This is a genomic window from Mesorhizobium sp. Cs1299R1N1, assembly GCF_037179655.1.
Taxonomy (GTDB): domain Bacteria; phylum Pseudomonadota; class Alphaproteobacteria; order Rhizobiales; family Rhizobiaceae; genus Mesorhizobium; species Mesorhizobium salmacidum.
Map to the genome: position 1 here is coordinate 491,061 of NZ_JAPYKR010000002.1, position 20,622 is coordinate 511,682.

Annotated in this window: 19 protein-coding genes; 11 read left to right on the plus strand and 8 right to left on the minus strand. The window is 63.9% G+C overall.

Annotated features, from left to right (window positions below):
• Positions 1-12: 12 nt before the first annotated feature.
• Both O7A70_RS05690 and O7A70_RS05695 read left to right on the plus strand, forming a co-directional pair.
• Positions 13-816 carry an ABC transporter permease gene (locus tag O7A70_RS05690; RefSeq protein ID WP_140748272.1) on the plus strand — a complete coding sequence of 268 codons (804 nt, stop codon included), beginning with the start codon at positions 13-15 and terminating at the stop codon, positions 814-816.
• 122 nt (positions 817-938) lie between these two features.
• Positions 939-1,697, plus strand: coding sequence for an ABC transporter ATP-binding protein (locus O7A70_RS05695; protein WP_337139683.1), 759 nt, complete (start codon positions 939-941; stop codon positions 1,695-1,697).
• A 115-nt stretch (positions 1,698-1,812) separates the two neighbouring features.
• Here O7A70_RS05695 and O7A70_RS05700 read toward each other — a convergent pair whose 3' ends face one another.
• A complete protein-coding gene (locus tag O7A70_RS05700) occupies positions 1,813-3,432 on the minus strand; it encodes a GMC family oxidoreductase (RefSeq protein WP_337139498.1) in 1,620 nt (539 codons plus the stop codon).
• Between the two features lie 386 nt (positions 3,433-3,818).
• Between O7A70_RS05700 and O7A70_RS05705 the strand changes: the two genes are divergently transcribed.
• From O7A70_RS05705 to O7A70_RS05725, 5 genes are read left to right on the plus strand one after another with little or no spacing between them, the layout of a single operon-like run.
• Entirely contained in the window at positions 3,819-5,093 is a 1,275-nt protein-coding gene (locus O7A70_RS05705) for a flavin-containing monooxygenase (protein WP_337139684.1), read from the plus strand.
• Between the two features lie 44 nt (positions 5,094-5,137).
• A complete protein-coding gene (locus O7A70_RS05710) occupies positions 5,138-5,554 on the plus strand; it encodes a RidA family protein (RefSeq protein WP_337139500.1) in 417 nt (138 codons plus the stop codon).
• Positions 5,555-5,559: 5 nt separating this feature from the next.
• Entirely contained in the window at positions 5,560-6,234 is a 675-nt protein-coding gene (locus tag O7A70_RS05715) for a DUF1028 domain-containing protein (RefSeq protein ID WP_337139502.1), read from the plus strand.
• Positions 6,235-6,255: 21 nt separating this feature from the next.
• Positions 6,256-7,746 (plus strand): aldehyde dehydrogenase, encoded by a 1,491-nt coding sequence (locus O7A70_RS05720; RefSeq protein WP_337139504.1) that lies wholly within the window; start codon positions 6,256-6,258, stop codon positions 7,744-7,746.
• A 49-nt stretch (positions 7,747-7,795) separates the two neighbouring features.
• Positions 7,796-8,731, plus strand: coding sequence for a LysR family transcriptional regulator (locus tag O7A70_RS05725; RefSeq protein WP_027144830.1), 936 nt, complete (start codon positions 7,796-7,798; stop codon positions 8,729-8,731).
• A 15-nt stretch (positions 8,732-8,746) separates the two neighbouring features.
• Here the strand turns inward: O7A70_RS05725 and argE are convergent, their stop codons facing one another.
• Positions 8,747-9,907, minus strand: a complete 1,161-nt coding sequence (gene argE, locus O7A70_RS05730; protein ID WP_337139506.1) for an acetylornithine deacetylase — start codon at positions 9,905-9,907, stop codon at positions 8,747-8,749.
• A 223-nt stretch (positions 9,908-10,130) separates the two neighbouring features.
• Here argE and O7A70_RS05735 point away from each other — a divergent pair, with 223 nt between their 5' ends.
• On the plus strand, positions 10,131-12,200 hold the full coding sequence (locus O7A70_RS05735; protein WP_337139508.1) for an oxidoreductase: 2,070 nt from the start codon (positions 10,131-10,133) through the stop codon (positions 12,198-12,200).
• Positions 12,201-12,323: 123 nt separating this feature from the next.
• Here the strand turns inward: O7A70_RS05735 and O7A70_RS05740 are convergent, their stop codons facing one another.
• The 6 genes from O7A70_RS05740 to O7A70_RS05765 all read right to left on the minus strand — a co-directional run bounded on the left by O7A70_RS05740 (position 12,324) and on the right by O7A70_RS05765 (position 18,004).
• A complete protein-coding gene (locus O7A70_RS05740; protein WP_337139510.1) occupies positions 12,324-13,349 on the minus strand; it encodes an ABC transporter ATP-binding protein in 1,026 nt (341 codons plus the stop codon).
• 8 nt (positions 13,350-13,357) lie between these two features.
• On the minus strand, positions 13,358-14,200 hold the full coding sequence (locus O7A70_RS05745) for a carbohydrate ABC transporter permease (RefSeq protein ID WP_337139512.1): 843 nt from the start codon (positions 14,198-14,200) through the stop codon (positions 13,358-13,360).
• Positions 14,197-15,051 carry a carbohydrate ABC transporter permease gene (locus O7A70_RS05750; RefSeq protein WP_337139685.1) on the minus strand — a complete coding sequence of 285 codons (855 nt, stop codon included), beginning with the start codon at positions 15,049-15,051 and terminating at the stop codon, positions 14,197-14,199. Before O7A70_RS05750 ends, O7A70_RS05745 begins: the two co-directional genes overlap by 4 nt.
• A gap of 91 nt (positions 15,052-15,142) precedes the next feature.
• Positions 15,143-16,387, minus strand: a complete 1,245-nt coding sequence (locus O7A70_RS05755) for an ABC transporter substrate-binding protein (protein WP_337139514.1) — start codon at positions 16,385-16,387, stop codon at positions 15,143-15,145.
• A 79-nt stretch (positions 16,388-16,466) separates the two neighbouring features.
• Positions 16,467-17,249, minus strand: a complete 783-nt coding sequence (locus tag O7A70_RS05760; protein WP_337139516.1) for an SDR family NAD(P)-dependent oxidoreductase — start codon at positions 17,247-17,249, stop codon at positions 16,467-16,469.
• Positions 17,246-18,004 carry a FadR/GntR family transcriptional regulator gene (locus O7A70_RS05765; protein WP_337139518.1) on the minus strand — a complete coding sequence of 253 codons (759 nt, stop codon included), beginning with the start codon at positions 18,002-18,004 and terminating at the stop codon, positions 17,246-17,248. Before O7A70_RS05765 ends, O7A70_RS05760 begins: the two co-directional genes overlap by 4 nt.
• 131 nt (positions 18,005-18,135) lie before the next feature.
• Here O7A70_RS05765 and O7A70_RS05770 point away from each other — a divergent pair, with 131 nt between their 5' ends.
• The 3 genes from O7A70_RS05770 to O7A70_RS05780 are packed head-to-tail and all read left to right on the plus strand — an operon-like array spanning position 18,136 to position 20,541.
• On the plus strand, positions 18,136-19,275 hold the full coding sequence (locus tag O7A70_RS05770; protein WP_337139520.1) for a mandelate racemase/muconate lactonizing enzyme family protein: 1,140 nt from the start codon (positions 18,136-18,138) through the stop codon (positions 19,273-19,275).
• Positions 19,276-19,333: 58 nt separating this feature from the next.
• Positions 19,334-20,206: a DUF6772 family protein gene (locus tag O7A70_RS05775; RefSeq protein WP_337139686.1), complete on the plus strand. Its 873-nt coding sequence runs from the start codon at positions 19,334-19,336 to the stop codon at positions 20,204-20,206.
• The gene (locus O7A70_RS05780; RefSeq protein ID WP_337139522.1) at positions 20,206-20,541 is read left to right on the plus strand and encodes a hypothetical protein; all 336 of its coding nucleotides are present in this window, start codon (positions 20,206-20,208) and stop codon (positions 20,539-20,541) included. Before O7A70_RS05775 ends, O7A70_RS05780 begins: the two co-directional genes overlap by 1 nt.
• The last annotated feature ends 81 nt before the right edge of the window (positions 20,542-20,622 follow it).

A 20,622-nucleotide genomic window follows, 5' to 3' on the forward strand; every position in this document is an offset into this window, starting at 1 on the left:
GGAGGCCATCCCATGGCACAAAGGCGGACAGCGTGGACACGCCTGACGACCCCATTCGCCAACATTCCAGCCAGCACGGCAACAACACTCGCGCTGGCGATGTGGGTGGTCGTGATCGGCGGCTGGGCCCTGCTGTCCTATGGCCGCGTCGTGCCGAACATGTTCCTGCCGACGCCTGGAACCGTGCTGCAGACGACCTATCGCATGTCTCTGGACGGCAGCCTTTTTTACCACACTTTGACCAGCGCCAAGGTGGTGATCCTGGGCTTCATCGTCTCCTCGCTCATCTCGGTGCCGCTGGGATTGTGGATGGGGACGTACCGGGTGGTGCAGGCGCCGCTGGAGCCGTTGGTCAATTTCATCCGCTACCTGCCCGTGACCTCCTTCGTGCCCCTGTTCATCCTTTGGATCGGCATCGGGATCGAACAGCGCATAGCGGTCATCTTCTTCGGCACCTTTTTCCAGCAGCTGGTTATGATTTCCGACTGTGCGCGCAGTGTGTCCAGGGACCTGGTCAACGCCTCCTACACTCTGGGCACCAAGCGCAGCGAAGCCGTGTGGCACGTCATTTTCCCGGCCGCGCTTCCAGCCATCCTCGACACGCTTCGCGTCACCATGGGCTGGGCCTGGACCTATCTGGTCGTGGCCGAGCTCGTCGCCGCGTCCAGCGGTCTCGGCTATATCAGCCTGAAGGCGATGCGAGGCTTCCAGGTCGATGTGATTTTCATGGCGATCGCCGCGATCGGACTTCTGGGCCTTGTCACCGACACGGCGTTCCGCATTATCCGGGCGAGGGTCGCGCCATGGGCATCCTGATGTTGAACGCAACCTCGCAAACCGCGGTCGGATCAAGGGTAGCAATGAGCGAGGCCATCAAGGCGAATGATCTGGCCGGCTCGGCCGCGACGACTGGCGATCCGCGCTCGACCGGCACGACGATGGCCGTAGAGGACGTGACATTGCGTTACGGCGACGTCAACGGCGTGCTGGCACTGGACGATGTGTCGCTGAAGGTGGCCAAGAACGAATTCTGTGTGATCGTCGGCCCTTCGGGATGCGGCAAATCCAGCCTGCTCTACCTTGCGGCCGGCCTCAATGACGCGACTTCGGGCAGCATCAAGGTCGATGGCCGCGAAGTGATCGAACCCGGTCCCGACAGAGGCATGGTGTTCCAGAGCTACACCTTGTTTCCCTGGCTCACGGTGCGCGCCAACATCGAGTATGGGCCTAAGCGCAAGGGCCTGCCGGCGGGGCGGCGCAAGCAGATCGTCGACCAGTATCTGGACGAAGTCGGCCTCACGCCCTTTGCCGACCATTACCCCGCCCAGCTTTCCGGCGGCATGAAGCAACGCGTCGCGATCGCACGCGCCCTTGCCAACGATCCGGCCGTTCTGTTGATGGACGAGCCCTTCGGTGCTCTCGACAGCCAGACGCGCGGCACCATGCAGAAACTGCTTTTGCGCGTCTGGGAGCGGCAGCAAAAGACGGTGCTGTTCGTTACCCACGATATCGACGAGGCGCTCGTCTTGGGCGATCGCGTCCTGGTGATGACGGCCAGGCCCGGCAAGATCAAGGCCGAGATCAAGGTCGACATCCCCAGGCCGCGCTCGATGGACGTGATCCTCGAACCCGAGTTCATCGCGCTCAAGCGCCGCATCCTCGGCCTTTTACACGACGAGATCGACGAGGATCATTGATGCACGTCGATCAAACGCATGCCCACGGGCTCGACCCGAGGGTCTGCGGCGGTTTTTGGGAAAACAGCGTGCTACCAAACGTCGAGCGGACCCATTCGAAAGGCGGGGCGGATCCTCACCTTTCGCCGTGATGCGCCGAGCCCAGGATCATCTCCGAGGCCTTCTGTCCGATCATCATGCTTGGCGCATTCGTGTTGCCGCCGATCAGCTTCGGCATGACTGACGCATCCGCGACCCGGAGCCCAGCCACGCCTCGCACTTTCAGCGTCGCCGGATCGACGACCGCCATCGCGTCCGTCCCCATCTTGCAGGTCCCGACAGGGTGGTAGACGGTCAACGCTTCGGCGCGCAGATAGGCGAGGATCTCGTCGTCGCTGCGGATATCCTTGCCCGGAAGCATTTCCTTGCCACGCACCGGATCGAACTCGGATGCGGCGAGGATCTCGCGCGCGATCTTGATGCCTTCGACAAGCACCATGGCGTCGTCTTCATCGGCGAAGAAGCGGTGATCGATGAGAACGTCGCGGCGAGAACTGTCCCGTGACAATCTGATCTCACCCACGCTTTTCGGTCTGAGCACGCAGGTATGAATGGCGTAGCCGTGGCCATATTCGATGAGCCTGCCGCGATGGCTGCGATAGCCCGGCACGAAGTGGAACTGAATGTCGGGCAGGCCGTTCGCATGCCTGGTTCTCGCAAAGCCACCGGCCTCGACATAATTGGTGGTGAGCATCCCCTTTCGCCGCGCGAAATACTGGAAGGGCGCTGCCGTGATGCGGGGCAGGTTGGCAAGCGACAGGCCGAGCGTCCTGGTGCTCCTGGAGCGCACGGTGATCATGCCGTCGACATGGTCCTGCAGGTTCTTGCCGACACCCGGCAGGTTGAGAACCGGCGTGATGCCGATTTGCCGCAGCTCGTCCGCGGGGCCGATGCCGGACGCCATCAGGATCTGGGGCGAGTTGATGGCCCCGGCGCAGAGTACGATCTCGCGGCTGGCCGCGAATATTTTTTGCTGGCCATCATGGCGCACGCGTAGTCCAGTCGCGCGCCCTTCGGCGATGACGAGGTCGATCACCTCGCATGCGCTGAGCAGCGTCAGGTTCCTGCGATCGAGGACCGGACGCATGAAAGCGGTGAAGCTGCTGAAGCGCTCGCCCCGATTCTGCGTGACGTTGTAGATCCCGACGCCGAACTGGCTCTCTGCATTGAAGTCTTCGTTGGCGGGCAGGCCGGCACGTTCGCCAGCCCTGACGAACATCCTGGAGAGCGCGTTCGGATCACGCGGATTGTCGACCATAAGCTCGCCGTCCGTGCCGTGATAGCGGGGGTCTTGGGCGATCAGGTTGCGCTCCAGCTTCCTGAACACAGGCAGCACGTCGCTGTAGGCCCAGCCGGCGCAGCCGAGCGCTGCCCATTCGTCATAGTCGTCCGCGGCGCCGCGAATATAGACCATCGAGTTGATCGAGCTCGATCCGCCCAGCGCCTTGCCCCGGTTGACCGGAATGCTGCGGTTGTTGAGATGGGGCTGTGGCACGCCGACGAAACAATAGTCGTAATTCGGGTTGCCATAGAGCGACAGAATGCCTGCCGGCACCCTTACCCGCTGGCTGTTGTCGCTGCCGCCGGCCTCTATCAGGCACACCTTGACCGACAGATCGGCGCTCAGCCGATTGGCCGCCACGCAGCCCGCCGAACCCGCACCGACGACGATGTAATCATAGCTCTCGGTCTTCATGCCAGCCCCTCGATGATGCCGGCGCTCGAGGCATTGCGGAACGGGCCGCTGCGCTAGCGCATCCTGTTCCGCAACCAGTTCCGTGCCGACCCATGCCCGACTTCGCCCGCCACCTCGTGCGGCGCTGCGGATCCGACCGCTGAAACTGTAGATGCGTCTATCGGCGCGAGAAATTCGGAAATGGTTACGCGTGACTTCGGAGATTCGTTATGGGCGCCCACCGGCACGTGCTGCTACTTGTGAGCGCCAATAACGAGACGACCGGATGACGCACGGCCTGTCTGGAACACGGTGAAATTGATCACCCGGGGCTGCATCCGCCAGCCGCCGGAAATCGGTTTCATCCATGCGGCGGGAGCTGTCGAATGGTCAGAAGAGGACTGGGCATGTCGGTTGAGACGATAGACACGCTTGTCGTTGGCGGCGGCCAGGCGGGGGTGGCCATGAGCGAGCACCTGAGCAAGTGCGGAGTGCCTCATCTCGTCCTTGAACGTGGCCGCATCGCCGAGCGCTGGCGCACGCAGCGATGGGACTCCCTGGTTGCCAACGGCCCGGCCTGGCATGATCGCTTCCCGGGCATGGAGTTTCCGCGGACGGCCCCCGACGGCTTTCCCTCCAAGGACGAGGTTGCCGACTATTTTGTCGCTTACGCCAAGCAGATCGATGCGCCGATCCGCAGCGGCGTGGAAGTCAAACTCGTGCGAAGAAATGTCGGTCGGCCCGGCTTCCGCGTCGAGACGTCCAATGGCGTGATCGAGGCCAACAGCGTCGTTGCCGCCACCGGACCATTCCAGATCCCCGTCATTCCGCCCGTTGTCCCTGAGGAGGCTGGCATCCTGCAAATCCATTCCAGCGCGTACCGCAATCCCGCGAAATTGCCAAAGGGCGGTGTGCTGGTGGTCGGAGCGGGATCATCGGGGGTGCAGATCGCGGACGAGCTCCAGCGCGCGGGAAGGCGCGTCTATCTTTCGGTCGGCCCGCATGACCGCCCGCCGCGGGCCTATCGCGGGCGCGACTTCTGTTGGTGGCTGGGCGTTCTCGGCAAATGGGACCTCGAAACCCCAGGACCCGGCACGGAACATGTCACGATCGCGGTGAGCGGCGCGCGCGGCGGTGAAACGATCGATTTCCGCCGGCTGGCGGCACGGGGGCTTACCCTGGTCGGCATGACTAGAACCTACCAGGACGGGCTGATGAGCTTCGCGCCTGATCTTGCGAAAAACATTGCTCGCGGCGACGCCAGCCTGATGTCGCTGCTGGATGAAGCCGACGCCTATGTCGCGCGCAACGGTCTCGACCTTCCGGAAGAGCCCGCTGCCCGCCGGATCGAACCGGATCCGGAATGCATGACCAATCCGATCGGCGAACTGCACCTGGCCAAGGCCGGGATAGCGGCGATCATCTGGGCGACGGGCTTTGCCGCCGACTACAGCTGGCTGAAGGTCGACGCCTTTGACGAGAAGGGCCGGCCCAGGCACCACCGCGGCGTCTCGATCGAGCCAGGAATCTATTTCCTGGGGCTGCCCTGGCAGTCGCGAAGAGGATCGAGTTTCATCTGGGGCGTATGGCACGACGCCAAGCACGTGGCCGACCGCATTTCGACGCAGCGCAAATATCTGGCCTACCATGCCGCCGCGAAGCGCGAGGCCGTGGACGCCTGAGCAAAGCCGACGACAGCTGCGAGCCCGACCTGATGGAGACCAACATGGCGCATACGCGAATTCGCACCTTCAACACCAAGGATACCTATCCCGAGCAGAAGCTCGACAACGATCTGTGCCAGGCGGTCGTCACGCGGGGCGGCCGCACGATCTATCTGCGCGGCCAGTGTCCGCAGGATCTCGACACCGCCAACACCATCGAGAGCCACGATCCGGTCGAGCAGACCCACAAAGTCATGCAGAACATCAAGCAGCTCATCGAGGAATGCGGCGGGACGATGGAGCATCTGGTGAAGGTGGTGATCTACCTGACTGATGTGCGCCATCGCGAAGCCGTCTACCGGACGATGGGCGAATACATCAAAGGCGTGCATCCGGTTTCGACCGGCCTCGTCGTGTCGGCCCTGGCGCGACCGGAATGGCTGGTCGAGATCGACGGCACGGCCGTCATCCCGGACTGAGCGCCATGACCTTCTCCATCGTCGCACGGTGCCGGCGCACGGGCATGTTCGGAGTGGCGGTGTCCTCGTCATCTCCGGCGGTCGCGGCCCGCTGCGCCTATGCGCAAGCGGGCGTCGGGGCGGTTGCCAGCCAGAACGTCACGGACCCGACGCTCGGGCCACGAGCGCTGGAGCTGATGGCGCGGGGCGCCTCCGCCACTGAGGCCGTCGCGATCCTGAAGCGTACGGCCGCTTTCAGCGAACACCGGCAGGTTCTGGCGGTCGACGCGGCCGGCGGCAGCGCGATCCATTCGGGGCCGAAAGCGCTCGGCATCTGGGCCGAGGCGCGCGGCGAGGACGTCGCCTGCGGCGGCAACCTGCTTGCCAGCGATAGGGTTCCGCAAGCCATGGTGGACGCCTTTCTCGCCTCCGAAGGCGATCTCGGCGACCGGCTGATCGCCACCATGCGAGCCGCGCTCGAGGCCGGCGGCGAGGCGGGACCTGTCCGCTCCGCCGGCATGAAACTGGTGCGCGATGTCTCATGGCCCGTCGCCGACCTGCGTTGCGACTGGAGCGAGGAGTGTCCGATCGAGCAGCTGGCGACGCTGTGGGATATCTACAAGCCCCAGCTCGATGCCTATGTCACGCGCGCCCTTAGTCCGTCGGGTGCGCCGAGCTACGGCGTTCCCGGTGACGAGTAGTCCCGACAATCCGGAGCCAGCATGAGCGAACTCAGTCATAAGGATTGGATCGCCAAGGCGTCGGCGATCCGTTTTCGCGACGGGGCTTTCATCGACGGCAAGACGATGCCCGCGCGCTCAGGCCGAACATTCACCAGCATCAATCCGGCTACGGGAGCAACGCTCGCCGAGGTGGCTTCCTGCGGCGAAGAGGACATCGACCTTGCCGTCGCTGCCGCGCGCCGCAGCTTCGAAGCCGGCGTTTGGTCGCGAGCGAGCCCCCAGCATCGCAAGCAAGTGCTGCTGCGGCTGGCGGAATTGCTGCGCGAGCACCTGCAGGAACTGGCGCTGCTGGAATCGCTGGATATGGGCAAGCTGGTCAAGGACGCCGCGACCATCGACGTGCCGGGGTCGGCGGCGGTCTTCCAGTGGTATGCGGAAGCGATAGACAAGATCTATGACGAGGTGGCGCCGACGGGCCGGGGTGACCTCGCTTTGGTACGGCGGGAGCCGCTTGGGGTCGTGGGTGCCGTCGTGCCATGGAACTTTCCGCTCGACATGGCGACCTGGAAATGCGCGCCCGCGCTGGCCGCGGGCAATTCGGTGGTGCTGAAACCCGCCGAGCAGTCGCCTCTCTCGGCACTCAGGCTGGCCGAGCTCGCCATGGAGGCGGGCTTGCCGGCGGGCGTGCTGAATGTGGTGCCCGGCCTCGGCGAGACGGCCGGCCAGGCGCTTGGCCGCCATATGGATGTGGATTGCCTTGCCTTCACCGGATCGACCGCCGTCGGCAAGATGTTCCTGCAATATTCCGGCCAGTCGAACATGAAGCAGGTCTGGTTGGAGACCGGTGGCAAGAGCCCCAATCTGGTGTTCGCCGATTGCGGCGATCTGGATGCGGCCGCCGACATGGCCGCCTTCGGCATCTTCTTCAACCAGGGGCAGGTATGCTCGGCCAATTCCCGGCTTCTGGTGGAGCGCGGCATCAAGGATGCGCTGGTCGAGAAACTGGTGCGGCGGGCAACGGCGACCCAGCCCGGCGATCCGCTCGACCCAGCATCCAGGATGGGTGCGATGGTGGACGCGCGCCACGCCGCGACCGTCATGCGTTTCATCGATGGCGGCAAGAAGTCGGCACGATTGGTGACCGGTGGCGACCGGGTCGCCGTCGACGGGCGCGGCAGTTTTGTGCAGCCCACGATCTTCGATGACGTCTCGCCCGACGACCCGCTTGCCCGCGACGAGATATTCGGTCCGGTCCTGTCGGTGATCGCCTTCGACACCGAAGACGAGGCGCTTCGCATAGCCAACGACAGCGTCTACGGCCTGGCCGCATCGCTGTGGACCGACAGCCTGTCGCGGGCGCATCGCCTCGCGGAAAGACTGCGCGTGGGCACGGTTTCCGTGAACACGGTCGATGCGCTGAGCCCGATGACTCCCTTTGGCGGTTTCAAGCAGTCCGGCTTCGGACGCGACCTGTCGCTGCATGCGCTCGACAAATACACTGCTCTGAAGACCACCTGGATCAAGTATTGAGAATCGGCCGCGACTTGATCACCGGCTGCAAACCGGCAACATAGCCATCATGCCCCTCCGCTTCACGCTCAGACAACTTGAATATTTCGTCGCCGTTGGCGAAGCGGGTTCGATCGCCAAGGCGGCCGAGCAGGTGAACGTCTCGCCGCCGTCGATCTCGGCGTCGATCGCTCAGCTCGAAGCCGAGTTCGGCGTCCAGCTTTTCGTGCGCAAGCATTCGCATGCGCTGGCGCTGACCGCGGGCGGGCGCCTGTTCCTCAAGGAAGCCGCGCGCCTGCTCAACGACGCGGACGCGCTGCACGACATTGCCGGCGATATCGCCGAAAAGGTACGCGGACCGCTGGCGATCGGCTGCCTGCTCACTTTCGCGCAGATCGTGCTGCCGGCGCTGCGCAAGAAATTCGAGGATGCCTATCCCGATGTGCGCGTCCGGCAATTCGAGCGCAACCAGGGGCAATTGTTCGAGATGCTGCAGCGTGGCGAGATAGATGCCGCGCTGACCTACGATCTGGAGCTGTCGCAGGACATGACCTTCGAGCCGCTGATGCAGTTGCCGGCCTATGTGATGCTACCGGCCGCGCATCGCCTGGCGGCGAGGGCAGGCATCACGCCCGAGGAGCTGGTCGATGAGCCGATGGTGCTGCTTGATCTGCCTTACAGCAGGGAATATTTCCTGTCGGCCTTCCAGCCCAGGGGCCTGCGGCCCAAGATCGTCGAGCGTACCGGCGACATCGCCGTGATGCGCTCGATGGTCGCCAACGGCTTCGGCTACGGCATTGCCAATATGCGGCCGCTCAACACCATGTCGCCGGACGGCAAATTGCTCGTCTTCGTGCCTCTGCTGGGAGACCTCAGGCCGCTCACAATAGGAATTGCCTTGCCGAACGCAGAGCATCGCACGCTGACGGTACAGGCGTTCATCGACCACTGTCGTCGCTTCGTCGTCGAGCAGGGCGTCTTCGGCACCGAACGCATCGTGAAGTGAGGGCTGCCGTGCGGATCACGACGGCCAGCCGTCCGTGAGCCGTTCGAGCAATCTGTCCAGCATCCCGTCGCAACGCCGCAGCTGTTCGACGCTGACAAATTCATCCGGCTTGTGTCCCTGCGCCATCGAGCCAGGTCCGCAGACGATGGCAGGCGTGCCGAGATCGCGACTGAACAATCCGCCTTCCGTGCCGAACGCGACTTTCATCGTGTCATTGGCGCCGGTCAGCGATTTGACGAAGGCCACCGCCTCCGATGCGGCCGGCGTGTCGAGGCCCGGATAGGTGTTGGTGATCTCGATTTCGATTGCGGCCTCGGCCGCGATCGAAACGGCGTCCTCGGCAATGCGTGCCGCGGCGTCGCGCAGCCTGTCCAGAATGCCGGCGGCATCGTCGGCGGCAATGTTGCGGATCTCGAAATCGACCTGGCAGAGGTTGGGCACGATGTTGAGCGCGACGCCGGCATTGATCTTGCCGACATGAACCGTCGTGTAGGGGATGTCGTAGTCGCCGTCGCGGGCGCCGTCGCGGGCCAATCGTTCCTGTTCGTCACGCAAGGCACGCACGAAATCGCAGCCGAGGTGGATGGCATTGAGCGCCAGCGGGGCGAGCGCCGAATGGCCTTCGCGTCCCCTGCAGACGGCGCGAGCGGCAAGCTTGCCCTTGTGCCCGGTCGCCACCTGCATGTTGGTCGGCTCGCCGACGATGCACAGCAGCGGGCGTTGCGGCGCCGCGCTCAGCATTTCGATCAGGTCGCGCACGCCCAGGCAGCCGACCTCCTCGTCATAGGAGAGCGCCAGATGCAACGGCGTCCGAAGCGCCATCGTGGAAGCCCTGATGCAGGCGGCGAGCGCGGAGGCCACAAAACCCTTCATGTCGGCCGCGCCGCGTCCGTAAAGCTTGCCCTCGCGCTCGGTCATTTCGAAAGGCGGCAGCGTCCAGTTCTGGCCATCGACGGGGACTACATCGGTGTGGCCGGACAGCATGACACCGGGCCTGCCGGCCGGGCCGATGGTGGCAAAGAGGTTGGCCTTGTGCCCGTCCGCGCTGTGGACGATCTGGCAGGCAACGCCGCTCGCCTCGAGCAAGTCGGCCGCATAACCGATCAGGTCGAGGTTGGAGTCGCGGCTCACCGTCGGGAAAGCGATCAGCCGTTCGAAGATCCTGATAGTGTCCATTTTCTGTCTCTCGGTAGGGTCCTGGCTGTCTAGCATCATGCCGCCGATGCTCTGAAGTCGCATTTCGCTCAGCCCCGGTTCAACACAGACTAATCCGCCCCAGTACCGCGATTAGGCGTGTCCTAATCGGCACAGAAGAAATCCGTAGTTTTCCCGCGCCGGCTCCAATTTATGAGTAGTTTCGGCAGCACCGGGAGTGCCGAGCCGGCACGGAGGAAGCACCATGCGCGACCCACGCTACGACATCCTGTTCGAGCCGATGAAGATAGGCCCGGTGACGGCCAAGAACCGCTTCTATCAGGTTCCGCATTGCAATGGCGGCGGCTATCGCGATCCGTCCGCCGCGGCAGAGATGCGCCGCGTCAAGTCCGAAGGGGGCTGGGGCGTCATCTTCACCGAGCAGACGGAAATGCACCACACTTCCGAGATCACGCCCTTCATCGAACTGCGGCTATGGGATGACGCCGATATTCCGGCTTTGGCCAAGATGGCCAAGGCCATGCACGAGCACGGCGCGTTGGCTGGCATCCAGCTCGCCTATTCCGGGATCAACGGCCCCAACCTCTACAGCAAGGAGGTGCCGCGCGGGCCGTCGGCCCTGCCGATCCGCACCTTCACCAACGATCCGGTGCAGGCGCGCGCCATGGACAAGCAGGATATTCGCGATTTGCGCCGCTGGCACCGCAATGCCTTCAAGCGCGCGAAGCAGGCGGGTTTCGACCTGGTATGCCTCTATGGCGCGCACGGCTTCGGCATTATCCAGCATTTCCTGTCGACCGCCACCAACCAGCGCGTCGACGAATATGGCGGCTCGCTGGAAAACCGTTCGCGGCTGATGCGCGAGTTGATCGAGGAAGGGCGCGACGCGATCGGCGACACGTGCGGCCTGACGCTCAGGCTGTCGCTGGACGAGATGATCGGCGAGCTCGGCTTCGCCAATTCGGAAGTCCGCGACATGATCGAGATGCATGCCGAACTGCCCGACCTGTGGGATCTCGCGCACGGCGCCTGGGAGGATTGCTCGGGCCCGTCGCGCTTCAAGGACGAGGCGGCGCAGGAAAACCTGGTGTCGGGCATCAAGAAGCTGACCTCGAAGCCGGTCGTCGGCGTCGGCCGCTTCACTTCACCCGACGTGATGGTCAGGATGATCAGGTCGGGAACGCTCGACTTCATCGGCTGCGCCCGTCCGTCGATCGCCGATCCCTTCCTACCGAGGAAGGTCGAGGAGGGCCGCATCGAGGACATCCGCGAATGTATCGGCTGCAACATCTGCATCACCGGCGACATGACCATGTCGATCTCGCGCTGCACGCAGAACCCGACCTTCATGGAGGAATGGCGCAAGGGCTGGCATCCGGAGCGCATGCAGGCCAAGGGCGACAGCGACAGCGTGCTGATCGTCGGCGCCGGGCCTGCCGGACTGGAGGCTGCCCGTGCGCTTGGCCTGCGCGGCTATAAAGTGGCCATCGCGGAAGCCGGCACCGAGCTCGGCGGGCGTGTGGCGCGCGAAAGCAAGCTTCCAGGCCTGTCGGCCTGGGGCAGGGTGCGCGACTATCGGCGGTATCAGCTCGGCCAGATGCCTGACGTCGACATCTATTTCGAAAGCCGGCTGGCGGCGGATGACATCCTATCCTTCGGCTTCCAGAACATCGCCATCGCCACCGGATCGACCTGGCGCCGTGATGGCGTCGCGCGTGCCCATGTCGTGCCGATGCCGATCGACGCCGCGATGCCGGTCCTTACGCCCGACGATCTGATGGCCGGCAAGGTTCCAGATGGCAACGTCGTGCTGTTCGACGACGACCACTATTACATGGGCGGCGTTCTCGCCGAGCTGATGGCGCGTCAGGGAACGAAGGTGACCTTGGTGACGCCATCGGCCTATGTCTCGGACTGGACCCGCAACACGCTTGAGCAAGGGGCCATTCACCGCCGCCTGGCTGAACTCGGGGTCGACATCGTGCTCAACAGGACCGTCACGAGTATCGCTTCGGGCGGTGTCGTGACGGCTTGCGTCTACACCGGCGCGAAACAGGATCTGACGGCCGATGCGGTCGTACTTGTCACGTCGCGCAATCAGGACGACGCCGTTTGGCGCAATCTCAAGGCCCGGGAAAGCGAGTGGGCCGACGCCGGCATCCGTTCAGTCAAGGTCATCGGCGATGCCGAAGCACCGGGACCCATCGCCTGGGCAACCTATGCCGGCCATCGCTTCGCTCGCGAGCTGGACGAACCCGACATCGGCGACGCCTTGCCGTTTCGGCGGGAAGTCGCCGCACTGGCGGCGGAATAATGCATGTCGCCCGGAAGTGTCCTCGTTTCCGGGACAACGACATGCATAAAATCAGAAGCCTACAGCAGGTCGGGCGAATCCTATTCGCCGCGACATGCTGTAGAACCGCCGGGGCGCGGCAGATCAGACCGCCCGCCCTTGCTGGTCGAAGAAATGCAGATGCCCGGGTTCGGCCCGCAGGTCGACCTCGGCGCCGGTTTCCGGCGCCGGTCCTTGATTGTGGATGACGAGGCAGGTCTGGCCCCCGTCCAGCTCGACATGGAGCAGCGTGACGGCGCCGGTATATTCAGCAAGCCTTACCTTGCCGCGCAACGTGCCGTTCGCGGGCTGGCCTAGCGACAGGTGCTCGGGTCGAATACCGACCGATGTGGCCGTCGCGGGGACCGATGCGCTAAGCGCCATAGGTTGTCCGTCGGCGAGCGGCAGGACGTTCATCTTGGGGCTGCCGATAAACTGGGCGACGAAGACGGTTTGCGGGCTGTCGTAGAGATCGCGGGGCGAGCCGACCTGTTCGATCCTGCCGTCGCGCAACACCACGATCTTGTCGGCAAGCGTCATGGCCTCGATCTGGTCGTGGGTCACGTAGATCATCGTCGTCGACAGGCGCTGGTGCAACGCCGCGATCTCGGAGCGCATGTGGACACGCAGTTCAGCATCGAGGTTCGAGAGCGGCTCGTCGAAAAGGAAGACGTCCGGATTGCCGACGATGGCCCGGCCGATGGCCACGCGCTGGCGCTGGCCGCCCGACAGCTGACGCGGAAAGCGGTCGAGCAACGGTTCGAGCTTCAGCGTTGCGGCGGCTTCCGAAACGCGGCGGGCGCGTTCGCTGGCCGGCACCTTGCGCACCTTGAGGCCGAAACCCATGTTGTCGCGGACTGTCAGGTGCGGATAAAGCGCGTAGGACTGGAACACCATTGCGACTCCGCGCCTGGCCGCCGGCACCTCGTTGACCAGGCGATCGCCGATGTGGAGTTCGCCGTCGCTGATGTGCTCCAGGCCGGAGATCAGCCGCAGCAGCGTCGACTTCCCGCATCCCGATGGTCCGACGAAGACCACGAACTCGCCATCCTCGATCTCGAGATCGACGCCGCGGATGACCTCGACCGTGCCGAAATTCTTGCGGATGTCCTTGAGCAGAACCTTTGTCATGACTTCCCTTATCCCTTGACACCGGAGAGGGCGAAGCTCTCGATGATCTGGCGCTGGGCGATCAGATAGATGATGAGGATGGGAACCACGGCCAGACTCGTCGCCGCCAGTTGCAGGTTCCACAGGGGCAGGCCGTAGCTGTCGTTGAAATTGGACAGCGCCAGCGGCAGCGTGAACTTCTCCAGCGAACTGAGGAAGATCAAGGGTTCGAGGAACAGGTTCCAAGAATGCAGGAAAGTGATGATCGCGACCGCGGCAAGGGCCGGCCGCGACATCGGCAGCGCGATCTTCAGCCAGACGCCGAAACGTGACAGCCCGTCCATCTTGCCCGCCTCCTCAAGCTCCTTGGGCAGCGCCAGGAAGAACTGGCGCATCAGGAACGTCGCCACCACGCCCTGCGGTCCGAACACCGGCAGAAGGATGAGCGGCCAGTGCGTGTCGATCAGACCCATGGCGCGGATCAGGAAGAAGTTCGGGATGATCGTCACTTCCTCCGGCACCATCAGCGCCATCACCAGGAACAGCATCAAAAGGCCTGCACCCGCAAAGCGGATGCGCGCCAGCGCGTAGCCGGCGAGCGAGGCGATGAACAAGGTCAGCACCGTCACCGTCGCGGCAATGTAGAGCGAGTTGAAATACTGCCGCGCGAAGGGCTGATAGGTGAACACTTCCACAAAATTCTCGAAGCGCCAGACGCGGGGGATCAAGGTCGGCGTGCCGAAGATTTCGGTGGTGCTCTTGAAGCCGCCGGAAATCATCCACAAGAAGGGGAAGATGAAAGGCACCGCCACCAGCAGCAGGGCTGCGGTCCAGCAGATGCGGTACAGGATTTCGGTCAGGCGCGGGCTCACTCCATCTCCCTCCGTCGCAGCATCACCTGCACCAGGGTCAGCGCCATGACGATGACGAACATGATCAGCGCAAGCGCGGCCGCATAGCCGACATTGAAGAATTTGAAGCCCTGCTGGTAAATGTAGAACGCCAGCACCAGCGTGCCGTTTTCGGGGCCGCCACCGGTCATCTGGTAGATGTGGTCGAACACCTTGAACGAACCGATCGTCGTCAGAACCATGATGACCAGCGTCGTCGGCGCAAGCAGCGGCCAGGTGATCATGCGGAAGACCTGCCAGCGCGACGCGCCCTCCAGCTTTGCGGCCTCTTCATAGTCGCGCGGTATCGATTGCAGCGCCGCGATGTAGAGGATCATGTTGAGCCCGACCATCTTGATGACGCGGGTAACGATGACCGCCGCCATCGCCCAGTTGGGCTCGCGCAGCCAGTTCGGACCGTCTATACCGATCCAGGCAAGCATCTGGTTCACGGCGCCGCCTTCACCCTGCAGCATGAATTTCCAGACGATCGCCCAGGCAATCGCCGACGTGACCACCGGCGCGAAGAAAACCGTCCGAAAGAAGACGACGCCGAAGAACGGCCGCGACAGCGCCAGCGCAAGCGAGAGCGCCAGCGCCATGTTCAGGGGTACAAGCCCCAGCGCGAAGATCACGGAATTGCGCACGACATGCCAGAAGTCGGGGTTCTCCAGCAGGACGTTGTGGAAATTGCGCAGCCCGACGAATGTCGCCTGCTGGCTGAGCAGGTTCCACTCGGTCGTCGAATAATAGAAAATGGCGACCAGCGGCCCAAGGAAGAAGATCAGGAAGCCGATCAGGGTCGGGCTGACGAACAGCCACGCCTCCAGCATTTCCCTGGTTTTCAGGGTCAGCCACGGCGCGCTCGGTGGGTGCGCCGCATTGCCCCGGGATGCCTTGCCAGTCACGAAGCGGAGCCCTGTGTCAGAGCAGCGGCTGGATGGCGGCGCAGACGCCCTTCAGTGCCTCTTCGACATTGGCGTCGGCCCGCCACAATGTGTCGACGCGCGGCGCCATCGCCGCGAAGATCTGCGGCACATGCTCATGCGAGGGGTGGACGCGGCCGTTGACGATCGCGGCTGCCACGCTCTTCATTTGCTGCGGCGGGATCAGCTTGTTGGAATTGATGAACGCATCGCTCTCCAGGACGCTCTTGCGGGCGGGCGGGAAGAACTGCGCCATGACAGCCACATTGTCCTTGCTGGTCATATCGGCAACCAGTTGCGCGGCGAGCTCGGTGTTCTTGCCCGATGCAAAGACAGTCAGCGCGGCCTGGCCGATGACCGGAGCCTCGCCTGCCGGTCCCGAAGGCAGCGGAGCGATGCCCCACTTGAAACCCGCCTCGGGCATCTTCGAGGCCCGCGAGATCTGGTTCACGGTCATCGCCGAATTGCCGGAGAAATAGTCGCCCTGTTCTCCCGGCGGCACGATCGACTTGTCCTTGAACACCATGTCGTGCAGCTGCTTGATCGCGGTCACCGCTTCCGGCTTGTCCAGGCCGCACTGACCGTTGGCCCACAGGTCGCCGCCATAGGCGCGCACGGGTGGCAGCAAAGCGTGCGTCATGCGCGATGCGTAGCCTTCGCCGTCCTTGAACTCGAAGCCCCATTTGCCGGGATTGGCGTCGGTGACCTTCTTGGCGACCTCCTGGAATTTCTGCATGTTCCACTCGCCTTTGGCGGCGAGCTGGTTGGGGTCTTCGAGACCCGCTTTGTCGAACATGTCCTTGTTGTAGTAGATCAGGAACGGCGAGGTCGAGAACGGCATGCCATAGACCTTGCCGTCCTTCTGCCAGAGCGCCATCGCCGGCTCGGAGAAATCCTCGAAATTGTATCCCTCGGTCGCCTTCAGCGTCGGGCCGATGTCCATGAGCAGGCCGGCGTTCTCGAAGGCCGGTGCCGCATCCTCCATCATCCAGGCGATATCGGGGGCGTTGCCGCCGGCGACCTGGAAAGTGAGCTTTTGCGTATAGTCGGCAACCGGAACGGTCTCGAATTTCACCGTCACGCCCGGATGCTTGGCGATGAAGCCCGCGGCGATGCCGTTCAGCATCTTGAGATGGGCCTCGTTGCCCGTCCACACGGTCATCCGGAGTTCCTGGGCCGGCGACTGTGCCGACAGGGTCCACAGCGCCACGGCCGATAGTGCGAGCTTGATTGCGGTCTTCATGATTTCCTCCCGAAACATTGATGGTCCGATCAAGAACTGTGGGTGCGATATCAATCGCCCCGCAAGCGGCGGCGTCTTGTCATGCTGCTCCTGGCAAGGCGCCGGGAGCGTCGCCGATCGTCCAGCCGCCATCGACGGGAATATCGGCGCCGGTGATGTAACGGGCGGCATCGCTGCACAGGAAAACGAAAGCGCCGACGACGTCGTCGGGCTGGCCGTGGCGCCCGGCGGGAATCTTCGCTGCGACCGCCGCGCGGAAAGAGGCGTCGCGGTAGCGCTCGGCAGTCGCCTCCGTCTCGATCGCGCCGGGCGATACCACGTTCATGGTGACGCCATGCGGCGCGACTTCACGCGCCATGGCGCGCACCGCCGTCAGTTGCGCGGCCTTCAGCGACGCATAGACGATGGTCTCGGCGCGCGGGCGCCTCGCCATCACGCTGCCGGTCGCCACCACGCGCCCCCATCCGCGCTTTGCCATGGCTGGAACCAGCCGCGCCGCTAAGGTGAGCAGGGCCGTGAAGTTGGCCGCGACATGTGCCTGGATATGCGCGTCGTCGACCTCGCTCCATGCACGGCGACGCTCGATCGCGCCGTTCGAGACCAGGATGTCGATGGCGCCGTCGCTGACCTCGTCCGCAAAGGCCGACATCGCTCTGCTGTCGGTGAAATCGGCCTCGATGACCGTCGTGCCGGGACCGATGGCCGCCGCCGTGTCGCGCGCGCCGGCGGCGTCGCCGAAATGGTGCAGCGCGACCGCGGCCCCTTGCCGTGCAAGGGCGATCGCAACCGCACGCCCGATGCCGGAGCTAGCGCCGGTCACCAGCGCTCGACGGCCGGCAAGGGAAAAACGGTCCTGGTTCAAGGTGACGGCTCCCCGAGTTTGTCCGCGACCTCGAACGAGGCGATGTCGGCCGCGTCGAAGTGCTCGTGGATGCGTCGGTCCGCGAGGTCGGTATCACCCGCCGCGATCGCGTCATGGATTGCCTTGTGCCGTTCGACGGTCGCCCGCCAATCCGCCTCGCTGCGATTGGAGCGCCGCGAAAACAGTTCCGAAACCTCCCGTTGGACCGAACGCATCCCTTCCATCTGGATGCGGATCATTGAATTTCCAGTGGCCGTCGCGAGGCCGAGGTGGAACATAATGTCGGCCTGTGTGAAATCGCCTGGCTTGCCGATGCCGGCGTGCATGTCGAGCACGGCCTGGCGCATCATTTCCAATCCTCTGGGATCGCGGCGCTCGGCGGCCAGCCGGGCGATGCCGACTTCGATGACGCGGCGCATCTCGTTGGCTTCCTGCAACCGGGTCAGGCTCGATCGGACCGCATAGGCGTAAATGCGGTCCATGGGCTCGCCGCTCAGTGCCTTGGCGCGCGCGACCTTGCCTTGCTGCGTCGACACCAGGCCCGCGCTGGTCAGCTGGCGCAGCGCCTCGCGCGCGATCGGCTTGGAGACGCCGAACTCCCGGGCGATCTCGCCTTCCGGCGGCAGCGCTTCGCCGGGCGCGATGCGTCCGTCGAATAGCGCCGCGGCGATTGCATCCGAGACTCCGTCCGCGAGGCGGGACGGGCTCGCGGGCTTCGCGGCGAAAATCGATTTGCGTGCTGTTTCTGCGATCATTCGGATTCCTCTGTCGGCTGCCTAGCACGATTGCCTCAAACATAGCAACTAAGTTTTGTGGTTGCTAAGTTTATAAGTGGGCGTTATGACGAGCCATCCGCAAGGACGAGGGAAGTCTGGTATTGATGCGCATGAGCGATCCAACCGTGGCGGGGCCACTGAAGATTGCCGAGGTGATAGCCCATCCCCTCAGTCAGACGCTGCCCAGGCCCACGGTCACGTCCTGGGGCGCCTACGAAAAAGTCTCGCTGGTCCTGGTCGAAATGCGTACCACCGACGGCATTGTCGGGGTCGGCGAAACCCTGGCGCGGTTTTCGCCCAAAGCCTATGTCGAGTTGATCGAAAATTCGCTCAGGCCGCGCCTGCTCGGCCAGGACGCGCGCAACATCGGCGCCTTGTGGCAGTCGATGCGCCGCGCGCTGTCGGGCAGGGCAGGTGGCATGCTGATCGAGGCCATCGCCGGCGTCGATATCGCGCTTTGGGATATACTGGGCAAGGCAACCGGACAGCCCATCGCCAAACTTCTTGGCGGCGTCGGACGTGATCGCATCGACGTCTACGCGGCGGCCGTCAACTGGGTCGATGACAAGGCCGCCGACGCCGAGCTCGACCGCTATGTCGCCGAGGGCTTTACACGCATCAAGGTCAAGATGGCGCGCCCTGTGCGGGACGCCTGCAAACGCATCGAGCGCATTCGCAAGCGGGCCGGAGACGCGATCGGGCTCTGTGTCGATGCGAACTGGGCCTACAATCTGGATGAGGCCGTCGAGGTCGGCCGCGCGCTTTCGGCAAATGGTTATTTCTGGTTCGAGGAGCCGCTGCAACCGGAGAACGAGCAGGGCTATGAGGAACTGCGCCGGCGCTGCGACGTACCGCTGGCCGCGGGCGAGAGCAATTTCACCCTCGACCAGGCGCAACGCCTGATCGCCAACCGCACACTGTCGGTGCTGCAGCCGGACGTTGCGCGCGCCGGCGGTATCTCCGAGACGCGCCGCATGGCCGATTACGCCGCCGCGCATGACGTCCGCTACGCTCCGCATATCGGCATGTCCGGCATCGTCTGCGAGACGGCAAGCGTCCACCTGGCCGCCGCGATGCCGAACTTCGGCGTGATGGAATGCGAATGCGATGCCAGCCCGTTCAAGACGCATCTGGCCGATCTTGCACCCGGCTGCGTCAGGCAGAAGAACGGCACGCTCGATGTTCCGCAAAAACCCGGGCTCGGCATCGAAATCGACTGGAATGCCGTCAAGAAACTGAAAGCCGAATGAGGCCGAAGACCAGATGAAGAACCAGGCTCCAAACCAGACCGGCGATCTGACCGAGGCGATGCGCCTGGCGCTGCTGCGCGCGGACCCGGCGCTCAGCCGGTTCGATCCGCTGCCGCGGATATTGTCGTTCGACAATTTCGCGCGCGGTCATTGCGGCTGGTCGCAGCTCGTCGGCAATTACGAGGACGATCTCGACACCATGCTGCCGGGCTACGCGCAGCACACCAGCGCGATGCTGTCGACGCTCGCCCACTGGGACGCCGGCTCGCATGGCGGGATGGATTCGTCCTATGCTTTGAAGATCGCGACACGCCCGGTGGCGGGGGCCCGAAACGTCGCCATCAAACGCCACACATTCCGCAGACGTGGGCCGATCCGTTTCGAAATGTATTTTACCTTCAAGCCGGAGGCCAACACGCTGAAGCTGTCCGAAACCGACGTGCGCTCGGTCGGCCTCCTCTTCGACCTGCAGGGTGGGGACCAGGACGGCAACAGCAACAACGATCGCGTCATGCCGCATCTGCGCTTCTTGAACGCGCTCGACGGCCAGCATCTGCAGAAATGGCAATACAAGCGCGAGACCGAAAGGATCACCCCGATCGGCACCGACAACAAGACGCTCAGCCACTACCATCTGTCGCCGGAGGGCTGGGTCGATCTTCCCGGTGGATCGCAGCGCCTCTGCTACAACGAAATCCCCACCAAGGTGAACTGGACGTATCTGTGCTTCGATTTCGATCTGGCGACGATGACGGCGCTCGGGCTGCGCTGCAACGATCGCAGCTTTGATCTTACAGGCTTCGATTCGATCCGCATTCCTGCGATGAAGAACCTGTGGTGCATGCTCAACTTCGGCCTTTTCGCTGAAACCGACGTCGCCAAACGGGCTTTCCTCTACGTCGATTCCATCTGCATTTCGGGAGATTTCTGATGCTGCCCGAGAACATCACCGCGATTGTCTCGCGCAACGAACGCTGGCATGGCGAAGCCGCCAGCGAGCCTTACGAGGCGGGATGGGCGCGAGAGGCGGTCTTCTTCGTGCGCGCGCTCAAGCAACCCATCGGCCCCACCGCCACGGCATGGGTCGAGGTCTCGCCGGACGGCATGCACTGGCTGCGCGAGGGCACCGAATTTCCGATGCCGAAGGAACGCGATGCCGTAGCGATGGCGCGGCTTGCCCATTTCGGCAACTGGCTGCGTGTCGCGGCACGGTTCGACGATGGCGCCGAGTGCACCGTGCTGGTGACACTGCACCTGAAGGCCTGAACCGGCTCGCGCCGGCGCCACAGGCCTTGCCTGCGGCTGCCCAATCCCTTTTTCGGCCCCATGGAGAGATCATGACCGACG

Excerpts from the sequence above, each read along its gene's own strand:
- O7A70_RS05770 (WP_337139520.1), top strand. The coding sequence starts at position 18,136 with ATGAGCGATCCAACCGTGGCGGGGCCACTGAAGATTGCCGAGGTGATA.
- O7A70_RS05700 (WP_337139498.1), bottom strand. The coding sequence starts at position 3,432 with ATGAAGACCGAGAGCTATGATTACATCGTCGTCGGTGCGGGTTCGGCG.
- O7A70_RS05720 (WP_337139504.1), top strand. The coding sequence starts at position 6,256 with ATGAGCGAACTCAGTCATAAGGATTGGATCGCCAAGGCGTCGGCGATC.
- O7A70_RS05775 (WP_337139686.1), top strand. The coding sequence starts at position 19,334 with ATGCGCCTGGCGCTGCTGCGCGCGGACCCGGCGCTCAGCCGGTTCGAT.
- O7A70_RS05755 (WP_337139514.1), bottom strand. The coding sequence starts at position 16,387 with ATGAAGACCGCAATCAAGCTCGCACTATCGGCCGTGGCGCTGTGGACC.
- O7A70_RS05765 (WP_337139518.1), bottom strand. The coding sequence starts at position 18,004 with ATGATCGCAGAAACAGCACGCAAATCGATTTTCGCCGCGAAGCCCGCG.
- O7A70_RS05695 (WP_337139683.1), top strand. The coding sequence starts at position 939 with ATGGCCGTAGAGGACGTGACATTGCGTTACGGCGACGTCAACGGCGTG.
- O7A70_RS05740 (WP_337139510.1), bottom strand. The coding sequence starts at position 13,349 with ATGACAAAGGTTCTGCTCAAGGACATCCGCAAGAATTTCGGCACGGTC.
- O7A70_RS05710 (WP_337139500.1), top strand. The coding sequence starts at position 5,138 with ATGGCGCATACGCGAATTCGCACCTTCAACACCAAGGATACCTATCCC.
- O7A70_RS05705 (WP_337139684.1), top strand. The coding sequence starts at position 3,819 with ATGTCGGTTGAGACGATAGACACGCTTGTCGTTGGCGGCGGCCAGGCG.
- O7A70_RS05715 (WP_337139502.1), top strand. The coding sequence starts at position 5,560 with ATGACCTTCTCCATCGTCGCACGGTGCCGGCGCACGGGCATGTTCGGA.
- argE (WP_337139506.1), bottom strand. The coding sequence starts at position 9,907 with ATGGACACTATCAGGATCTTCGAACGGCTGATCGCTTTCCCGACGGTG.
- O7A70_RS05735 (WP_337139508.1), top strand. The coding sequence starts at position 10,131 with ATGCGCGACCCACGCTACGACATCCTGTTCGAGCCGATGAAGATAGGC.
- O7A70_RS05780 (WP_337139522.1), top strand. The coding sequence starts at position 20,206 with ATGCTGCCCGAGAACATCACCGCGATTGTCTCGCGCAACGAACGCTGG.
- O7A70_RS05750 (WP_337139685.1), bottom strand. The coding sequence starts at position 15,051 with ATGCTGGAGGCGTGGCTGTTCGTCAGCCCGACCCTGATCGGCTTCCTG.
- O7A70_RS05690 (WP_140748272.1), top strand. The coding sequence starts at position 13 with ATGGCACAAAGGCGGACAGCGTGGACACGCCTGACGACCCCATTCGCC.
- O7A70_RS05725 (WP_027144830.1), top strand. The coding sequence starts at position 7,796 with ATGCCCCTCCGCTTCACGCTCAGACAACTTGAATATTTCGTCGCCGTT.